19 protein-coding genes are annotated in these 18,178 nt (G+C 35.8%); 3 read left to right on the forward strand and 16 right to left on the reverse strand.

Annotation, left to right across the window (positions count from 1 at the left end; genetic code table 11):
* Positions 1-185: 185 nt before the first annotated feature.
* The 5 genes from QZV68_RS07605 to QZV68_RS07625 form a co-directional block, all read right to left on the reverse strand.
* Entirely contained in the window at positions 186-545 is a 360-nt protein-coding gene (locus tag QZV68_RS07605) for a cyclophilin-like fold protein (protein ID WP_296880139.1), read from the reverse strand.
* Between the two features lie 97 nt (positions 546-642).
* Entirely contained in the window at positions 643-1,797 is a 1,155-nt protein-coding gene (locus tag QZV68_RS07610; protein ID WP_296880141.1) for a cyclophilin-like fold protein, read from the reverse strand.
* Positions 1,798-1,808: 11 nt separating this feature from the next.
* The gene (locus tag QZV68_RS07615) at positions 1,809-2,198 is read right to left on the reverse strand and encodes a helix-turn-helix domain-containing protein (RefSeq protein ID WP_296880143.1); all 390 of its coding nucleotides are present in this window, start codon (positions 2,196-2,198) and stop codon (positions 1,809-1,811) included.
* Positions 2,199-2,338: 140 nt separating this feature from the next.
* Positions 2,339-3,232: an aldo/keto reductase gene (locus QZV68_RS07620; RefSeq protein ID WP_296880145.1), complete on the reverse strand. Its 894-nt coding sequence runs from the start codon at positions 3,230-3,232 to the stop codon at positions 2,339-2,341.
* A gap of 95 nt (positions 3,233-3,327) precedes the next feature.
* Positions 3,328-4,017, reverse strand: coding sequence for a hypothetical protein (locus tag QZV68_RS07625; RefSeq protein WP_296880147.1), 690 nt, complete (start codon positions 4,015-4,017; stop codon positions 3,328-3,330).
* A 186-nt stretch (positions 4,018-4,203) separates the two neighbouring features.
* On the opposite strand from QZV68_RS07625, the gene QZV68_RS07630 reads away from it, so the two are divergent.
* Positions 4,204-5,058 (forward strand): zinc-ribbon domain-containing protein, encoded by an 855-nt coding sequence (locus tag QZV68_RS07630; RefSeq protein WP_296880149.1) that lies wholly within the window; start codon positions 4,204-4,206, stop codon positions 5,056-5,058.
* Between the two features lie 119 nt (positions 5,059-5,177).
* Here the strand turns inward: QZV68_RS07630 and QZV68_RS07635 are convergent, their stop codons facing one another.
* Both QZV68_RS07635 and QZV68_RS07640 read right to left on the reverse strand, forming a co-directional pair.
* Complete coding sequence (locus QZV68_RS07635) at positions 5,178-5,534, reverse strand: hypothetical protein (RefSeq protein ID WP_296880151.1); 357 nt, start codon at positions 5,532-5,534, stop codon at positions 5,178-5,180.
* A gap of 96 nt (positions 5,535-5,630) precedes the next feature.
* Positions 5,631-6,029, reverse strand: a complete 399-nt coding sequence (locus QZV68_RS07640) for a hypothetical protein (protein WP_296880152.1) — start codon at positions 6,027-6,029, stop codon at positions 5,631-5,633.
* Between the two features lie 43 nt (positions 6,030-6,072).
* Here QZV68_RS07640 and QZV68_RS07645 point away from each other — a divergent pair, with 43 nt between their 5' ends.
* Positions 6,073-6,570, forward strand: coding sequence for a hypothetical protein (locus tag QZV68_RS07645; protein ID WP_296880154.1), 498 nt, complete (start codon positions 6,073-6,075; stop codon positions 6,568-6,570).
* Between the two features lie 28 nt (positions 6,571-6,598).
* On the opposite strand, the gene QZV68_RS07650 is transcribed toward QZV68_RS07645, so the two are convergent.
* The 9 genes from QZV68_RS07650 to QZV68_RS07690 form a co-directional block, all read right to left on the reverse strand.
* Positions 6,599-6,847, reverse strand: coding sequence for a winged helix-turn-helix domain-containing protein (locus QZV68_RS07650; RefSeq protein WP_296880157.1), 249 nt, complete (start codon positions 6,845-6,847; stop codon positions 6,599-6,601).
* A gap of 100 nt (positions 6,848-6,947) precedes the next feature.
* A complete protein-coding gene (locus QZV68_RS07655; RefSeq protein WP_296880159.1) occupies positions 6,948-7,904 on the reverse strand; it encodes a tetratricopeptide repeat protein in 957 nt (318 codons plus the stop codon).
* Between the two features lie 35 nt (positions 7,905-7,939).
* Positions 7,940-11,641, reverse strand: a complete 3,702-nt coding sequence (locus QZV68_RS07660) for a UvrD-helicase domain-containing protein (RefSeq protein WP_296880161.1) — start codon at positions 11,639-11,641, stop codon at positions 7,940-7,942.
* Positions 11,642-11,643: 2 nt separating this feature from the next.
* Positions 11,644-12,489, reverse strand: a complete 846-nt coding sequence (locus QZV68_RS07665) for a hypothetical protein (protein ID WP_296880163.1) — start codon at positions 12,487-12,489, stop codon at positions 11,644-11,646.
* 196 nt (positions 12,490-12,685) lie between these two features.
* Entirely contained in the window at positions 12,686-12,991 is a 306-nt protein-coding gene (locus QZV68_RS07670) for a hypothetical protein (RefSeq protein ID WP_296880165.1), read from the reverse strand.
* An 81-nt stretch (positions 12,992-13,072) separates the two neighbouring features.
* Positions 13,073-13,423, reverse strand: coding sequence for a hypothetical protein (locus QZV68_RS07675; RefSeq protein WP_296880172.1), 351 nt, complete (start codon positions 13,421-13,423; stop codon positions 13,073-13,075).
* A 31-nt stretch (positions 13,424-13,454) separates the two neighbouring features.
* On the reverse strand, positions 13,455-13,982 hold the full coding sequence (locus tag QZV68_RS07680) for a hypothetical protein (protein WP_296880174.1): 528 nt from the start codon (positions 13,980-13,982) through the stop codon (positions 13,455-13,457).
* Positions 13,983-14,624: 642 nt separating this feature from the next.
* Positions 14,625-16,193: an AMP-binding protein gene (locus tag QZV68_RS07685; RefSeq protein ID WP_296880176.1), complete on the reverse strand. Its 1,569-nt coding sequence runs from the start codon at positions 16,191-16,193 to the stop codon at positions 14,625-14,627.
* 157 nt (positions 16,194-16,350) lie between these two features.
* The gene (locus tag QZV68_RS07690; protein WP_296880178.1) at positions 16,351-16,923 is read right to left on the reverse strand and encodes a helix-turn-helix domain-containing protein; all 573 of its coding nucleotides are present in this window, start codon (positions 16,921-16,923) and stop codon (positions 16,351-16,353) included.
* Between the two features lie 503 nt (positions 16,924-17,426).
* On the opposite strand from QZV68_RS07690, the gene QZV68_RS07695 reads away from it, so the two are divergent.
* Positions 17,427-18,116 carry a hypothetical protein gene (locus tag QZV68_RS07695; protein ID WP_296880180.1) on the forward strand — a complete coding sequence of 230 codons (690 nt, stop codon included), beginning with the start codon at positions 17,427-17,429 and terminating at the stop codon, positions 18,114-18,116.
* The last annotated feature ends 62 nt before the right edge of the window (positions 18,117-18,178 follow it).

Raw genomic sequence — 18,178 nt, forward strand, 5'->3', positions numbered from 1 at the left:
AAAATGCCATAACAAATCAAGGCATAAATATAGCGGGATTCATTAACGCATTTACACCATCACAAATCGACAACGGATAATATGAATCAAGCCGATTTTACTTCCCTTAATTCATGATTTTCCTTATCACTTTTTGGAAAAAAAAACATTATCACCATGTTTATATTTTTTAATATAATCCATAATCATTTTAAACTGAACTCCAATGTAACATTATCGGATCCCAGAACTTCCTTTAGTTTATTGGAGTCAATATTATCTATTTTACCCAGCTTTGTATAGCTCCATGAATGGGAACCATAAAACAAGGATATTTTATCTGCCTGATACAATACAATATCCCCAGGACTGGTATTAATGTTTTCATCACTTGTTGGGAGTGAAAAGCCTAACTCTCCCACTTTTTCAAAACCGCCATATTCAGATGCATTAACTGTGATGTTTCCTTTTTTCAGTTCTTTAATCAATTCCTGTGTGGCGGAATTGTTTTCCAATTTAACATCAAATACCTCATCATTGATTTTGACTTTAACTAAATCATCCATACTATCATCCCCATTAACCGCTGTGCAAGCAATTAAACTAAATATGATTATAAAACAAATTTTTTTAATGAAAGACACCATATCACCCAAATACTTGTTATTTTAAACTTAAAACCAATTTTACATCACCAGTTCCCAAAATTTTCTTCAAATCTTTAATATTGTCTACCTTGCCCAGTTTTGTATAAGACCATGAATTTGAATTATAAAATATTGATATCTCATCACCCTCATAAAGCACAATATCGCCTGCTGATGTGGTTATGAATTTGTCGCTTCTCGGAAGTGAAAAACCCAAATTCCCCACTTTTTCAAAACCTCCATAATCTTCAGCATGAACTGTAACATCACCCATTTTTAGCTTGTTCATCAGTGCCTTTGCTGCGGAATTATCTTCCAATTTCACATTTAAAACATGATTATTGACTTTAAGTTTTATTACATTTGAACGAGCAATAGTTTTAATATATGTTTTTTTAACAGCCGATTGAACCTTAGAGGTTGATTTAATATTAATAACAACATTATGCTTGCCTTTAGGCAATGATTTCATATTGAAACTCACAATCCCTTTTTTATCCGTTTTCAAGAAGTACTTCTTATATTTTTTACCAGTGAAAACCTTTATTATTACTTTAATATTTTTCATCGGTTTTTTGGATTCCCTGTTTTTAATAGCAATATTGTATCTTTTAGATTCCTTATAATATCCTGTGATTTTTGGAGCTGAAATTGTTAGTTTGGCTCTTGAAATTTTAATCGAACTGTATGATATCTTCGATGAAAACTTTTTAGAATCCTTAACATTTATTGTCACTTTATGACTGCCAATGCCTAAATTAGATGCATAATATTTTGCAATTCCCCTGAAATCAGTCGTTACAGGGATTTTTTTATATTTTTTACCAGAATATACTTTTAAAATAAGTTTAACATTAGGTACAGGTTTTTTAGTTTTGCTGTCTATTGCTTTTACATTGAAATATTTGCCAGATTCATATGTAGTTGATAATTTTGAAGCAGACAGCGAAATCGATTTAGATTCGACTGAGTTGTTTTTGGTCAATTCCGTTTGAGCACTTTCATTTGAAACAACATTTGACTCATTGAATATCTGCGCACTGTCATCTATCGATTCATTATTAACAACAACATCAGTTGAATTATCCGTGTTTTCATATGCATTGGCTGCAGAAATACTCAACATTGCTACAATGAAAATCAGCACCAAAACAATTTTTTTATCCAACATATTATCACCAATCATAAGTCAAGAATATCAATATAAATCTCCTTAATGAACATAATCTCTTCATTTGTGTAAAAATCGCCCTCATGAGTATCCAAAGCAAAAATAATCAATTCATACAATACCCTATTTAGTTTCATGCCTTTTGAAGTTAAGAAATATTCAGTTTCATGATCTTGAATCCTTTTTTCAATCAAATTATTGTTTTCCATTGACTTAAGGCATCTTGCAAGAGATTTATTGTCCAGATTTGGACGATTTTCCTGAAATTGTGTAAAACGCTTTTTTCCCAAAAACAAATCCTTCAAAATATAAAATGTCCATTTATTGCTGATTGATTTAATTGCACTGCCCACAATGTTTCTTTCAAATTGATTTCCATACAATTTTTCTTCAAGGGCCATGAAAAATTATTTGTTCATCACTATTTTAATATGTTATAGTGGCAAAAATGCCACAATATATAAAATCCAGATAAAAAAAAGTAAGGAAAAGAATTTATTTCATTTCCTTTTCCCAAATTCTTATTGTATTAACATTGGCTTTATGCCAATTCTTCCATTGTTTTAATTTCATCATCACTTAATTCTATGTTTACTGCATCAGCTGCATCCTCAACGTGGTGAACCTTTGTTGCTCCGACAATTGGAAGTGTTCCTTTGGCTATTGCCCATGCAATCGGCAACTGTGCAACTTTTGCATCATGTTTTTCTGCAATATCTGCAATAGCTTTATTCAGCTCCTCAATTTCAGCTAAGCTTCCACCATAAGCATTTGCCCTGTCTGATCCTTCAGGGAAAGGATGTGCAGTATCATATTTGCCGGATAAAGCACCCTGCTCTAAAACCATGTATGAGAAAAAGATTATATCATTCTCTTTACAGTACTCAAGAATTCCTGAATCTTCAGATGAACGGTTTAGTAGACTGTAATGGTTTTGAACTGCTCCGAGCTTCAAGCCTGCCTCTTTTAAAATCTCATTTGCCTCTTTGATTTCTGCGAGATTATGGTTTGAAACACCAATCATTTTAATGTCATGCTCTTTTGCGGTTTCAACCAATTTTTTAGTCCATTCCGGTGCTCCGACGGGATTGTGAATCCAGAAAATGTCAATGTCTTCAACGTCCAATATTTTTGCGCTGTTTTCATACATTGATGTTACCTCATTTGCCTCAAACATTTCGGCAAGCTGAGGTGTGAATTTGGTTGAAATTACAAAATCCTCACGGTTGGAAGTCTTTAGGAATTCTCCTAAAACCTCTTCAGATTTCCCCATACCATAGACATATGCTGTATCCCAGAGGTTTAATCCCAATTCCATTGACTTATCATAGATTGGCTTTAAATCTTCAAGTTTATGTTCGTTTCCGAAAGTTCCATCATTGCCCCATGCCCAAGCGCCGAGGGCAATTTTTGGAAGATTATCTTTTAATGTCATGTTTAATTATCTCAATAGATAACTATAAAAAGTTAAAGTGTCGGCTATGACACCTAAACATTAAAATAAGACAAAATAGATAGCCTTACATCTTCCTATTTACTTTCATTAATCCTGTTTCCTGCATCATCAAATCCAGGTTCATCCATGTCTATGTATCCATTTTCTCCAACATGATAATTTACCAAACCATATTTGTTTTTCATATAATTATCCACTTCAGACTGACTATACATAGGAGTTCCATCGGCTTTATAGGCAAAAGCGGAGGGGGCAGCATCAACAGCAGCATTATCTCCACTTACATCAGCATCAACTTTGGCACCCCACCTGATGCTGTTGATGATATGGTTTACAACATCCTTATTTTTACTGATGACAATTATATTATCATGTGTTTCATTATTTCCAACAAATACCGCATTGCATTCACCTTTTAAACTACATCCCGCCACTGTAGGATCATTTAAAGTGACATTTCCTGAAAATTCATTTCCAAAAATCGGATTTTTAATTTCCGAAAAGGCCAATATTTGTGGAATGCCTTTATCAGCACTATTGAATAATATTATAATCGTATTCTCGCTTTCAAGAACTATTATGCCACTGTCACTATTATTGGACTTGACGACCATATCAGTAGGTATTTCCATAGAAGTCCCATTTTCAACAACATTCACAGTAATATATTCCGTTTTTTCATCAAGCAAAGTGTATGCAATTCCTAAACACAAAACAACAACTATTATGCTCAATACCACAATTATAACATGTTTTTTATTCATTAAAATGCATCTCCAATATTAAATATTTTAAAAAGTTATAATACCAACATTATAACATATAATATACATTCTATTCGAACCCATATATTAAACATGACTTTTAATGCAAATTATCACAAACTATCAATCATATAATCACAATATTTAAGGTTTGTAAAATGCAAATTACCAACAGGGAGGAATATCATGGTACAATATTGTAGAAAATGTGGAAAAGAACTAAAGGATGATGCCGAATTCTGCGATGGCTGTGGATTTGCACTCAATGATAATCCAGTTAAGGAAAAACAGGAAAACAATAAAAACGAATTTGTAACAAAATTACCTATGATTCTCGCAATTGTAGGTATTGTCGTTTCGATTGCTGAAGGATTAGGCACACCAATGATTATGGGATGGAACGACATCCTGATGGCCATGGGAGTTGGAATCGTCGGAGGTCTGATTGGAATATTTCTAATGGAAAAGATGGACGAACCTCTGATTGCTACTGTCGAATTCATCGCAACTGGTGCACTGATTTTCATGTTCATCGCAAGATTCGGTGAAATATCTGCAGTGATTTTCATAATAGCAGGAATATTGGCGCTTTACTTTAAAGGATATCACTGCAAAAACAAAAAATTATGGGCCATTCCAATTTTGACAGTCGTGCTGATTTTTGGACTGCTGATTGGAGGTGGAGCATTCTATCAGATGAATGCAGAAAATTCAGTTCAAGTTGGAAACATCACACAAAACATTAATGATGGTGGATACGGTTACTATAATGGTTCAGTTTCAGGAGATATCTTTGTAGGAACCAATTTCGATTACCTGGAAGTTACTGTCAATTACTATGACAGCCAAAACAAGATTATAGACTCAACAATTGCATGGAATGATTTAAATCCGGACAGCGGCAAAACATACAAATTTGAAGGACATTACTTCAATCAAAACAAGCCTGCCAAAGCGGAAGTGAAAGTAGTTGACTCTGCAAAATCCACAACACCGATATACACAGAAAACATGACCATCGTTACTGCAAGTGGAGTTTAAACACTCCTACTTTTTTTATTTTTAATGTAAAATTAAAGAATGATTAAAACACCATTTCAGACAGACATTTTAATCAAACCATCTAAAGCATATCTCATAAAAAATTCTATTCACATAGCTCAGTAGCCGTTTAAGCGTTCCCCATCTGGAAGAACTCCTCTGACTTCACATCTGGTTTCATTGCCATTTTTGACTGCAAATGCAATGCCCTGAAATGATTGACCATCTTTCATCACTGTAACATTCAAACTATCGGAATAACCTGGATAGCTACTTCCAACTTCCTTCATATGATCATATTGATTGACTGCCTGTTTTTGCATGTTGTTCCATGTGCTGTTTTTGATTTCCCATTCATAACCTGAAGATGTCTTGAATGTTTTTGCATTCACAGGCTCTGCAAAGGCAACACCCAATGTAACGCCAACAACAAAAACTGCAAGCACTGCCATTAAAATCTTTGTTTTTCTATTCAAAGTTTTCAACTCCCTTTTAGCAAAATTCTCTAATTTCAAGTTTTAAAAATCCCATAAAGAACTGGCAAATTCAAAATTCCTTTTCAATCAGAATCCTCACCAGAACAGCAGTTCTCCGAACTTTTTCAAATCAAGCCCGAATGACCTGTTTGCAAGCTCCTCATCAGTCACCTTCCATTCAAGGCCATGGCTTATAATCTTCTTTTTCAAAACTTCAATGCTTGATGAAGTCAAGTCGCTTCCCCTGTAACACCAAACATAACCTGTCGGTGTCGGCTTGATGTAGACATTCAGGAATCCTGTCTGATTCAACTTGTCTCTTTCGATTGATTTGTTTGCCAAATCCTTATCGATTTTTGACCATTTCAATCCATAAAGACTAACAAGAACCTCCAATTCCTTCAGAGTATTGGCCTTAAGTGACTTTTCACCGAACTGATATTCCCAACTCATGTCATCCAGCTGGTATACATTCATGAAACCTGAGAATTTCATGATAATAAGTATGTTTTTAATGTACTAAAATCTATCTATATTCATGGAAGATGAGAAACTGAAAAACCTTGCAGCGGATTTGGACATGCTGATTGACACATATGGTTTTGGTGCCGAATTTTCAAGAGAAGATCTCAGTACCCATTTTAGAAATAAAGATGAACTGGACTTTAAAATGGCGCTGCTTTTGGAAAATGAACTCATAATTAAAAATCAGATTACTGGCAACTATTATTTTTCAAATATCGTGTCATGCAACATGTTTTTAAGCCAATACCTTGAAAACGAAAGCAACGATGAGTGTAATGACAGAAAAATAGCTTGCAAAGATTCAAAACTTGAAATTGAGGGTTTAATAAAAAAAGATGAACTGAACAAACTTATCGTCATCTTTGAAAAGGATTTTGAAAAGCTTGAAATTACATCAAAGGGCGAAAACTATGAAGTCAATCTTGAAATCAATGCTGAAAAAGAGGAATTTTACAGAAAAATAGAGAATTGCGGTTTAAATTTCAGAAAACAAATAATTAATACACGTTAAAGCAACTTGATTGAAATTATCTGCTTTTCTAATCTTTCAGGTTTTCGGCTATTTCCTCTCCAAGAGGAGTGAGCCTGTAAAGCCTTCCACGTTTTACCTCTTCATTAATACATTCCACAATGCCTGTCTCTTTTAAATCTCTTAAAACATTTGACATGTGATTTCTTCGAATCCCAGTTGCTTTTGATATTTCTGTTGGAGTCTTTACATCATTTTGAAGGGATTTTACTGTCTTGTTCCTGTATGAAGAGATATTTACACGTGCAAATATCTTCAATGTTTCATCATCTATAATAACACCTTCTATTTATTAACTTGTTTCATTTAATTATTAGTTATTAATATGTTAATAAATATTTTGTTACTAATATGTTACCTCACAGTACAATCTGCGAGAGGATTTGTCTTTCGAAAGCGGAATCCATATTTAAATTTTCCAATGCAACGGCTTTTCCTTCAATAGCTGATTTAAAACTTGAATCCATGCGAAAATGATTGTTCAAAAACTCATTGAATGCATTCAACCCATCCTTATAATCTTCAATCTTATTGAAAATCATAGCCTTGCAGAACAGTTGCCTTTTATCTATTTCAATCGCCATTCTTAAATCATCACGACAGTCCCAACCCAATTCATATTTGCAGTATCCTCTGGCAAAAATCGCAACGTCGTTTTTATGACTCTCAATCGATTCATCAAATGTCGCCAAAGCTTCCTTAAAACGTTCAAGTTTAATTAAAACAAAACCCCTTTTATTAAGAAGCTTGAAGAGAATTTTGTTTTTGAATTTAGACGGATTTTTCAATGCATTTTCATAAAATTCCAGAGCTCTTTCAAACTCGCCCTTGGCTACAGCTTCATCTCCCGCATAGATGTTTCTCTTGATTTTTGGAAAACTGTCTCTTTCTTCGGAGGATTTCCTTAAAAGCAGTCGGTGGTATTCAATATCCTGTGGAAATCCTGATTTTATAGCCTTTTTATAAAAACGCAATGACTTGACGAAGTGTCCTTCGCCGAAAAGAGCATGTGATTTATTAATCAGGGCTTCAGGATATGAATCATCATAATATAAGACCTCATCAAGGTATGCGATTGATTTTGAAAATTTTTCTGCATTCAACAGTTCAACGGCCTTATCCAAAGTATTTTTGATTTCAATTTCTCGTGTCAAATGATTAATCCTATAAAATGGATTGATATTGTCATCGGATATTCTTTCCACGAATGTATCGTCAGGACTTATCCATCCAGTTTCGACATCGCCGACAGCAAACCTTATCCTGTCATTCCTTTTGCATATTTCCAATTCACAGGGCAGTTTTTTCAAGCTCATCAGTAATTAATTTAGATAGCATAAGATAAATATCTTTAGTAGAAATTGCTTTCAAACGTGCAGGTAACGCCACTATATTCACAGTTCTTGCAGTTTATTTCATGCTTAGGATAATCCTCATTTTCAATATGGCTTATGACGCTTGAGAGATAATCGAAAATGAATTTTCCTGATTCGTCAAATGCCATTTCGTACTGCTTGTTTTCGTCAAGGACATGGAGAATCAGTGAATTTATCTCAAGGTCTTCATTTTCAAGCAGCGCATATGCATAATATGCCAAAGTTTCCATATAGAAATAGTGATAGTTTCTGATTTCATCCCGAGACCTTATGAAATGGATGAGATTTACCGAAGTTTCATTTTCCCTGACTATCAAATCAACCATTCCGTTGACATCATAGCCATCCACTTCCAGGGTTACCGGACGGCTGTAGTCGACAATTTCATAGTCCTCACCATAATCCAGCCAATAGTCGGCAATATGGTCAAAAAGATTCTTCAATTCATTTTTCATTGAACTGGATGCAAAGCCGTATGACTTTACAACTTCGCTTACCAGATTATGAATATCTTCCCTGCTCCAGTCTTTGGCAAGCTTTGGATTGTGGATTGTGTTGAGCAGAACACGAAGTTTGGAGTTAATGAACTTGTTGATGTTTTTCGGGTTTTGATATTTCAGGTTATTTTCCAGATTATACTTCAATGGACAGTAAAGGTAATCATCAAGGATATCCTCAAATTCAAGCTGCCGGAACATGTTCGATTCGCGATGCATGTGGGAAGTTACCTTCTTAAGCTTTTCAGTATCATCAGGCTCTATTCTTCTTATTTCACCAAAATCATCCTCAAAATCTCTCAACACTTTTGGAACAGGTGCATTCAATCTTGATTGTACGCATGAAAGAATAAGCAGCTCTTCAGCTCTGGTGTTTGCAACATAAACAATACGTTCCTCCTCATGATTCAGAGCTTTGATTTCATCCTCCTCGCTCATCTTATACTTGAGAAACTTGTTTGGAGTCGGATAGCTTGGACGGTCAAGGTCGTCACCCCTGCTGTCCCTGAATACTATAGGGAACTTGTTTTCCTTTAGAGATGCAGTGATTACTACGGGATATTCAAGTCCTTTTGCCTTATGAACCGTCATGATGTGAACCTTTTCTGTGTTGTCTTCATATTCATTGATCGGACAGCTGTAATGCTTCAGTGATCTGTGAAGATAGTTGAAAAGGCCGATAATGTCATGCTTTCCCATGATGTTTTCATAGTCAGATATTATTCCGGATATCAGTGCAAGGTTCAGCGAAGCCTTTCTCGCTTCGAAATCATTTCTTGAAGACAGCTCCTCCAAAAAGCCTGTGCTGTTCAAAAGCCTGTAGAACACATCAAGAGAAGTTGGCTTTTTAGAGTAATCGGTGTCCATGTCAAAGATTTCGGCCTTCAGTTCATTGAGACCTGAAAAGAAGTCCAGATCATGCTCATCAGTGATGCCTATGGCCTTAAGCTGATTTCTTGAGAAAGTTGAAATATCCATCTTATTTGTCTTTTTGAATATGTCATCCAATACCTCATCGGAATAGTCCCTTGCAACGTCCATAAATGAGTTTGACTTGGCGTTTTCAACCAGGGACTCATAGTTGCGGGCATAATTCACGACATTCTGGTGATACTTGAATTCTATCTCTTCAAGAATCTGCATTGTCTTATAGGACAGCTTGAAAATCTTTGAGGAATTGTAATATCTGTCTGTGAATGAAAGCAGATTAATCCAGTGCCCACGGTCACCATATCGTGCAATAAGTGTAGGATTGAATGGCAGCACATACCAGAAAAGAGCCAGAATCGCCTTTGTCTCATCCTGATAAATTAAATCATCTATTCCCTTGAGATAGTATGGAATACCTTCCCTATCGAATACATCAAGGATTTCCTTCTTGTCCCTGTGGGAGCGGAAGAGTACTGCAACATCACTGAACTTCTTGATTTTTTTGTTGATCATCAGATTTTTAATGATGTATGCAATAGATCGGTATTCTTCTGTATCATCCCTGCTTTCAAGAAGATAAACCGGCATCTTGTAGGAATTTTTGGCCTTGAGATTCTTTTGGGTTTGCCTTTTTGACTCTATATACCTTTCATTGAACTCCACGATGTCAGAGCTTGAACGGTAGTTATTGACCAGAATCTTGCTTTCGAATTCATCGCCGTTTGCATAATCCGTGAAGAATTTAGGGTTTGCGCCTCGAAATGAGTATATGCTCTGGTCTGCATCCCCTACAACAGCAAATGTATGAGCTATGCTTTGAAGCCTTTCAAATATCTGCATCTGAATCGCATCAGTGTCCTGAAACTCGTCAATCAGGATGTTTTTATATTCTACACTGGCCAGATTGTCTTCATCTCTTAAAAGCTCCAGCGCCTTTATCAGCAGATAGTTCTGGTCACATACATGTTCTCTTTCCATCAGCTCAATCCAGCGAGGATACGATTCCACAATTTGCTGAAAGCGTGCATTGTACAAATCCTCATCAAATCCCCTGTATCTTATCTCCTTTTTGGAAGGGGCCTGACTGTTTTCAGCAAAATAGCTGTCAATCCATTGCATATATTCATCGCTTACCTTGAAATTGGTCCTGACATGGTCAAGAAGGGATTCCGTATCAACTTCAAAAAGGGCATATTCCTCATATTTTTTCAATGCATGCAGAGACTCGTAGCTTCTCAAAAATGCCTCTCCTGTGAATCCCAACTCTTCCCTGTGCTTGTTGAAAAACAAGTTTCTTTCCGAGTCCCTTTTAAGCAGATTGTAAGGGATTTGTGAAAAATCCGATAAGACTGACCGGCAATAGCTGTGGATAGTACTTATCCTCATCTGATTTATGACGTTCAAATCCAGCTTGGTATCCTTTTTGAAACGCTCCTTAAGCTCATCGGCAGCCTTGTTCGTGAATGTGATGACCAGAATGGATGACGGCTTTTCGCTTTCAAGAAGATGGAGGACCCTCTCAATTATCACGCTTGTCTTTCCGGCACCAGGACCTGCATTAATGACCAATGGCCTGTCGCCGTCATATTCTACAGCATCCTTTTGATAGTTGTCCAACTTGATTTCAGCAGGTATCTCTTTTATTCTACAGTAGTTTTGTCTTATTTGAGCTTCAAAGTTCAGTTTGCGGGTCAAGTCATTTCCTTCGCTGTCAACCAGTGCCAATGACAGAATCTGGTCCCGGATAAACTTATTCATATTGCTCTTTATTAGCTCCAATGCTATTGTTTTTTCCTCTGAAGGCAAATCATCGACAAATACAAAGCCTCCCTCATCACTGCCCAAAAGTTTTGAAGAAATAGAATCGACCTTCAGATTGTTCAAAAACAGAAACAACTCATCATCGGTTATTTTTACATCATCACCCATGAAAGCCAAATCAAAGTCATAATATACCCTCAGAAATTCTTCTCGGGAGTTGAAGTAGTTTTCATAGATTATGTCAAAAATCTGCCTGTGGACATTGCGTGCATCGGAAATGGTGAAATGCAAATCCGAATCGTTGAAAACATCTATTGTAAAATAAAGTTTTTGAGCGGTTTTTTTAGAAAACAAATCAAGGATGACTTTTGCAACTGCTATGGCAAGAGCATAATCCTTAAGGACAATGAACTTTTCCATGACTATGCACAAATCATGCAAATCCTCAAATTTGGTTTCAAGAAAAGAAAAAACGCTGTTTATTCTCATACCTACTCACTGTTGTAATTGATGCATAGCTTAGTTAAAAATGAACCGTTAATCCTATCTGCACAAATCAATCCGTTCAGTATCATTGCCCTGACATTCCTGTTTATCGCTTCTCCGTCACTGATTGTCAGATGCTTGTTTTCAAGCAGCTTATTGAATGAATCTCCATTGCCCAAAACCAAGCTTTCCCATTTGGAAATTGCTTCTGCTTTTTTGGCTTCTGATTTGCGCATGACTTTATCGAAAAATGCATTTTTGATGCTTTTGAAGTTTTTGCCGTCCAGAATCTCCGCATACAATTCATTGGCAATTTGAATAATGTCCCTGTCATATATATTCGGATTTTCCTTTTTGACCTTTTCAACCATCAGCGCATCGTAATTTCTGCCAACGATCATCTCCAGGCTTCTGATATAGGAATCCTGCTTAATGGCATTGGAAAAATAATATTCAAGACAGCGTTTTATTTCAAAATCACTGATGTTGTCCTCATTAATCAGGGTTTCCACCTTTGAATATATGATATCCAGGTCCTTGGGCGAAACATCATATCTTGCCAGATATTTCCTGTAAAATTCACTTTCCGCATCAATTAGATAATTGAGATACTCCACCTTGTATCTTTTCTCCTTTTCAAGGCACATTCCCCTGAAATACTCTTCCAACAGCTCCACCAGATTATCATCACCTGATATGACATCCTGTGAAATGTCATTTCTTATTTTTGAGACTATTATCTCACAATCATGGAGACTCAAATCGTAAGAGTAGAGAAGATATTTGAAGTAGGGGGTATCGTACTCCCCAACAAGTTCATCTAATCGTGAAAGGATAACTTCATTCATCATTTACATAATATATGTTTAAAATTAAATAAAAAGGTTATGTTATCAGACAAAATTTCCCTATTTTAAATTCCAAATTGGGAAATGATGCCGTCCAACAAAACACAGAGGCTGCCGGCGACAAAAAATAGGAGATGAAAAAAAATCTCCGACAGCCCACAGTTTCATTCGATTTCATGCATGTCTTCTGCATTTATCGCTAGTCAACATAATTAATCCCCGATTCATAGCAGAATTTTCTGATTTCTGCCAAAATTTCATCCAGATCCTTTCTGGAGTGCCTGTCTGTGAAATAGTATGAAATTGGAATTGCGCCATTTTCCGATACTATATCTATAATGTTGTTTCGGGAAATTACATTGCAAACGTCAAACTCGACAATATTGCTTTTGATATTCCCTACTACAACATCGTTTTCAACTTCATCTATTACTTTAAATGCAGTCAAAAGATTTGAATTTCTTTTGACCAACTTGTCTATAGCCCCCAAATCAATAATATTCATAGTATACCTCCTTAAATCAATATGCTTCCAAAAGCAAGGCAAATTGCCAAATAACCAATCAGGAACAGCAAATCCTTCAATTCATAACCTCCATCCTTTAGCTAAATCCTCATCAAAGACATACCAAATGCGATTTTCAAGGATGACACTTTTTTTGAGTTCATCCAATGAGTTCGCTTTGATAATGCGCTTTTCCTGTTTATAATACCAGAAGCATCCCCTTTTGGATACCCTAAATATTCCAGTATCATTTTCCAAATAGTTAACTTCCAATTCCACTGTCAGAAGCTCCTCCAAAAATCGGAAAACCTCCCTGAGTTCTCTATCATCAACCTTATGCAGGTCCAAAATTCCATAGTCAATTGCTTTCAATGTCTCATGTGTCAGAAAATCTGCGATTTCATTACTAAATTTAGCCAAACTAACCTTCATTCAAACCTCACAAATCAATTTGGATGAACCGTCATTCATCCAAAACAATCAAATCCAACAACAAATCCACAACGAATTTGTTTAAAGGATTATCTGCCGACAGAAACTCCTCATTTCCCTTATCCGAACCGAATTCGGCGAAGTAAGGAGTATGGTCACATCCTCCCCCAACAGTTGTGCCCAATGTCACCTCGCCGTTTCGAAGCCGGATTCCGAAATCCGCAAATTCGAACACCAAAACATTGGAACTGTCGGTTGCAAAAGTTTTTGTAGTATCCCCACATTCAAGTGTAAACACCGCACCGTCCGGCGTGTTCTCACCTGTTGCTAGAATCAATCTAATATAGATTCCGTTTTCCTTAATCTTTCGATTCAGGTAATCAAAGAAAGCGTCATCCATACTTTCAAAAGTATATTTTTCATCTGCCTTACCCTCATAAGTAGGCATGCAGTCATCGGCTGTCAGTTCATCAACATAGAAATGAAAATCATCATTTCCGCCTACAGCCCTTTCAACAGTCTTAGCTACATTTACATTAATTTTTCTGGATACGTTCATATTTTTTCCTCAATGGTAATGGTTTTAAAGTTCATACGGTAGAAATTCCTAAAATATCCGGAAAATCCCCTGATTCCAATCGCCATGCCAGACAGCATAGCCATGACTACATCTTAAAGCATCTTAAAAATGATTCGAATACTGACAAAAAGCATACGAATTCATCTTAAAGACACAATCATTTAATAATTTTGAAAAAATGCAGTAGCCGCTTAACAAAAAGTCAAATAGGAGTTAAACAATGATATAATGTGAAATACAAGAATATGTTTAAACGACTACTGTCAATTAATAATAGTTGCTTAATCATCAAAGGTGAAATAAATGAACAAACAAATGAACTACAGATTAAACAACGGTAAATATGATTAGAACACCACTCTTCTCGCAGCGGTTGTTTTGTATTGGGTCATGATTATCAACTCCTGAAAATTGATAAATTCGTATAGAGTCACGTTTCCTTTACTAGATATAATGGTGTGGTTAAGTTATACCCATTTTTATTGTGCAGTTTAATTTATATATTGAATTAATATAAATATTTTTCGTTTTTTGGAGTGAATTTTAAAAAATAAGACAACAATTATAAATATTACACAACAAAAAGAAAATAAGATTTTAAAAAAAAACAATTAAAGAGAGCTATAGCTCTCCTCTTTCACGTCTTTCATCCAACAGTTTAAGACCCAGATCACCCAGTTTGTATTTTTGGATTTTTCCACTGGTGGTAAGCGGGAATTCATCCTTGATTATGAATGCTCCTACGATTTCACCGTATTTCTCATCGGGAATTCCTGCCACCTGAACATCCTGAACACATTCGTGGGTAAACAGGAACTCTTCAATTTCTCTTGGGTAGATGTTTTCTCCACCCCTAATAATCATGTCCTTAATACGGCCAACAATGGAATAGTATCCGTCTTCATCAACTGTTGCAAGGTCTCCTGAGTGCAGCCATCCATCCGGTTCAATGGTTTCGGCAGTCTTTTCAGGCATGTTGTAGTAACCTTTCATTACGTTGAAACCTCTGCACATGATTTCTCCAGGTTCACCTACGCCAACTTCTTCACCGGTTTCAGGATCAACAATCTTTACTTCGATGTTAGGGAATTTTCTTCCTACTGTATTGATTTTTTTCTCGAATGAATCGGCAGCATTTGTCTGTGTGAAACCAGGAGCCGCTTCAGTAAGTCCGTATACACTGGTAATTTCCTTCATGTTCATTTTTTCAATTGCATCCTTCATGGTTTCGACAGGACAGGTTGAACCTGCCATGATTCCGGTACGAAGTGAGCTCATATCGAACATGTCAAACATTGGATGATTCATCATACCGATAAACATTGTTGGAACACCATAGATTGATGTGCACTTTTCCTTTTGAATTGATGATATTGCAAGCAATGGGTCATATTCCTCCAAAACAACCATTGTTGATCCGTGGGTTATGACCGCCATTACACCTAAAACGGTTCCGAAACAGTGGAACAGAGGCACCTGCAGGAGCAATCTGTCATCTGCAGTATAGTTCATATTCTCTCCAATGTAGAATCCGTCATTTACTATGTTTCTTGAAGTGAGCATCACACCTTTAGGAAAACCTTCAGTTCCTGATGTGTACTGCATATTGATTACGTCATGCTGTGTAACGGAATCCTTTATCTTCTGGTATTCGTCATCATCATAGTTCATACCGAGCAGAAGCAATTCATTTGTGTTGTACATTCCCCTGTGTTTTTCCTGACCTACATGGAAAATGAACTTCAAATGAGGGAACTTTTCGCTGACAAGATTTCCTCTTGCACAATTCTTAAGCTCAGGTACAAGCTCATTTATGATGTCGAAATAACTTGTATCCCTGAATGCATCGGTCATTGCCAATGCCTTCATGTCAGACTGCTTCAGGACATATTCAAGTTCATGGGACTGGTAAGCTGTATTGACAGTGACTATGGTTGCGCCTATTTTTGCTGTTGCAAACATGTAAGTAAGCCATTCAGGCACATTCTTTGCCCATATTCCAACATGGTCACCTTTTTCAATCCCAATGGCAAGCATTCCTTTTGCCAGGTTGTCTACTCTTTCATCAAATTCTTTATATGTAAATCTTAAGTTTCTATCCGGATAAACGATAAATTCATGATCTGGTTGTTTTTCAACCATTGATTCGAAAAATTTTCCTAATGGTAATTCTGTAAATAATTCAGACATGCTTTCACTCCTAATTAATTAAATCATAAAATAACTAAACCAAAATGCAAATCATAAATGCAATCCCAATTGCAATGTGTTTAAGTGAAAATTCAAAGAATCTGTGTAAAATCTATCTGTTTTTGGTTTTAAAGTTATTTTATTCATTTTATCTACCTCAGTAAGGTGTGTAAAGTACTGCTAATATTTTAGCTGCCTTTTCTCCACTTGCATGTAAGTGATGAGGTACTGCGGAGTCGTAAAAGATTGTATCTCCTTCACCGATTGTGAAAGTGTCTTTTCCATAGATTACCTCAATTTCGCCTTCTAAAACATAAATGAATTCTTCTCCTTCGTGAGAGGACAATTCCTTTTCTCCAGGTTCAAATTCAATGTCGATTAGGAAAGGGTCTATGTTTCTGTCTATTTTACCTGCACCTAATGAATGGAATTGAAGGTTGGTTGCGTTGGTTACGTCTTCCCTTCCGGAGAAATAAAGTGAGTTTTCGGTTTTTCCGCCTCGAGTTATAACAGGCCCAAGTTCAGGAGTATCGTCCAGAAATGTACCTAACCTTACTCCGAGAGCCCTCGCCATTTTTGTCAATGGAGTAAGTGATGGAATTACTTCACCAGCTTCCATGGCTTCAAGAACTTCCTGCTTTACGCCACTTCTTTCAGATAACTCTTCAATAGACATATTCTGTCTAGTTCTAATGTCCTTTATCTTTTTTGCAAAATCTTCGTTTGTCATATTTTTCACATTTTTCTTGAATTTACACTTAAAACAATTTAAGTATGTATAATTATCTTTAACAAGATATTTAAAGCTATCTTAAAATATACAATTTTTTATACTTATATTCTTTATTTTTTAATTTAAATGAGATATTTTGAAAAAATATAGGTAAATATTCAACATTTACAATATGATTTTGATGATAGTAAATTTGCTTTAATTTCGAAAAATTTAGTTTAAAACAACATAATATTATCAATTAATTGATTTAATCACGAAAATAACTAAAAAAAGTAAAAATTGACCTTAAAAATAAGAAAAAAGATATATGCAATGAAAACAAATACAAGAATGTAAAGATTCATCCTCAGATCTTTACAAAAAAATGTCATGTAGAAACTCAAAACAACTATATTCGTTTGTGAATTAACTCCCTTGATGAATAGGACTAGCCCAGCTAGTCTTATTCAAAAACTATTTTTAGATGGATTAACTAATATCAAACAAAGGTGAATAATTTGCAAAAAAACACTAAAATAATAATTTTCATAGCTCTTCTTTTAGTCATTGGAGGATTCGCAATATATGGATTTACATTTAACCACAACACCATCACATATACCACACTTGGAAATACCAGCATCGGAACCGTTGAGAAAGGAATTTCAGGAAATGAAAGTGCGAACACAACAATTGCCCTAATTACCGGAATCCACCCAAGGGAAAAGCTATCCATAGAACCAGAAATCGAAGCTGCAAGAGAATTTGGAAACAATGATGTAAAGATTATCCACTACAAGGTAACAGTAACCGACAGCCCCGACGATTACGAGGTTGGAAGGGCAAACGGAGAGAGTTTGGTGCATGATTATGTCAATCCAGACGTGACCACCTCTGATGCCGATGCAGTAATCATCAGCCACTCCCATAATGCCGATTATGGTGAAGGATTTTATGTTGCAACTCCCGAGATGGACAATGCATCTGTTGAAATGGCGGAAAAAATAGAAAAAAACAGCGATTTCAACTACTATCCTGTAACCGGAAATGAAAGCTACAAGTCAACTTCAGCAGTGCTCGTTTCAAAACCGATTGCACAGGCAGGATATCCCACATTAGTATATGAAATTCCCGAAAACATCGTTGAGAATGATGCAACAGCAAAAACCAAGGAGCTTTTTGGAATGATATCCAATATCGTTTCATGAAAATCAAATGAAAAAATGGTTGGCATTTGCCATGCAAATAATCATAATAATGCATAACTAAA

The sequence above is a fragment of the uncultured Methanobrevibacter sp. genome (assembly GCF_902801725.1).
In the GTDB taxonomy this organism is placed as follows: domain Archaea; phylum Methanobacteriota; class Methanobacteria; order Methanobacteriales; family Methanobacteriaceae; genus Methanocatella.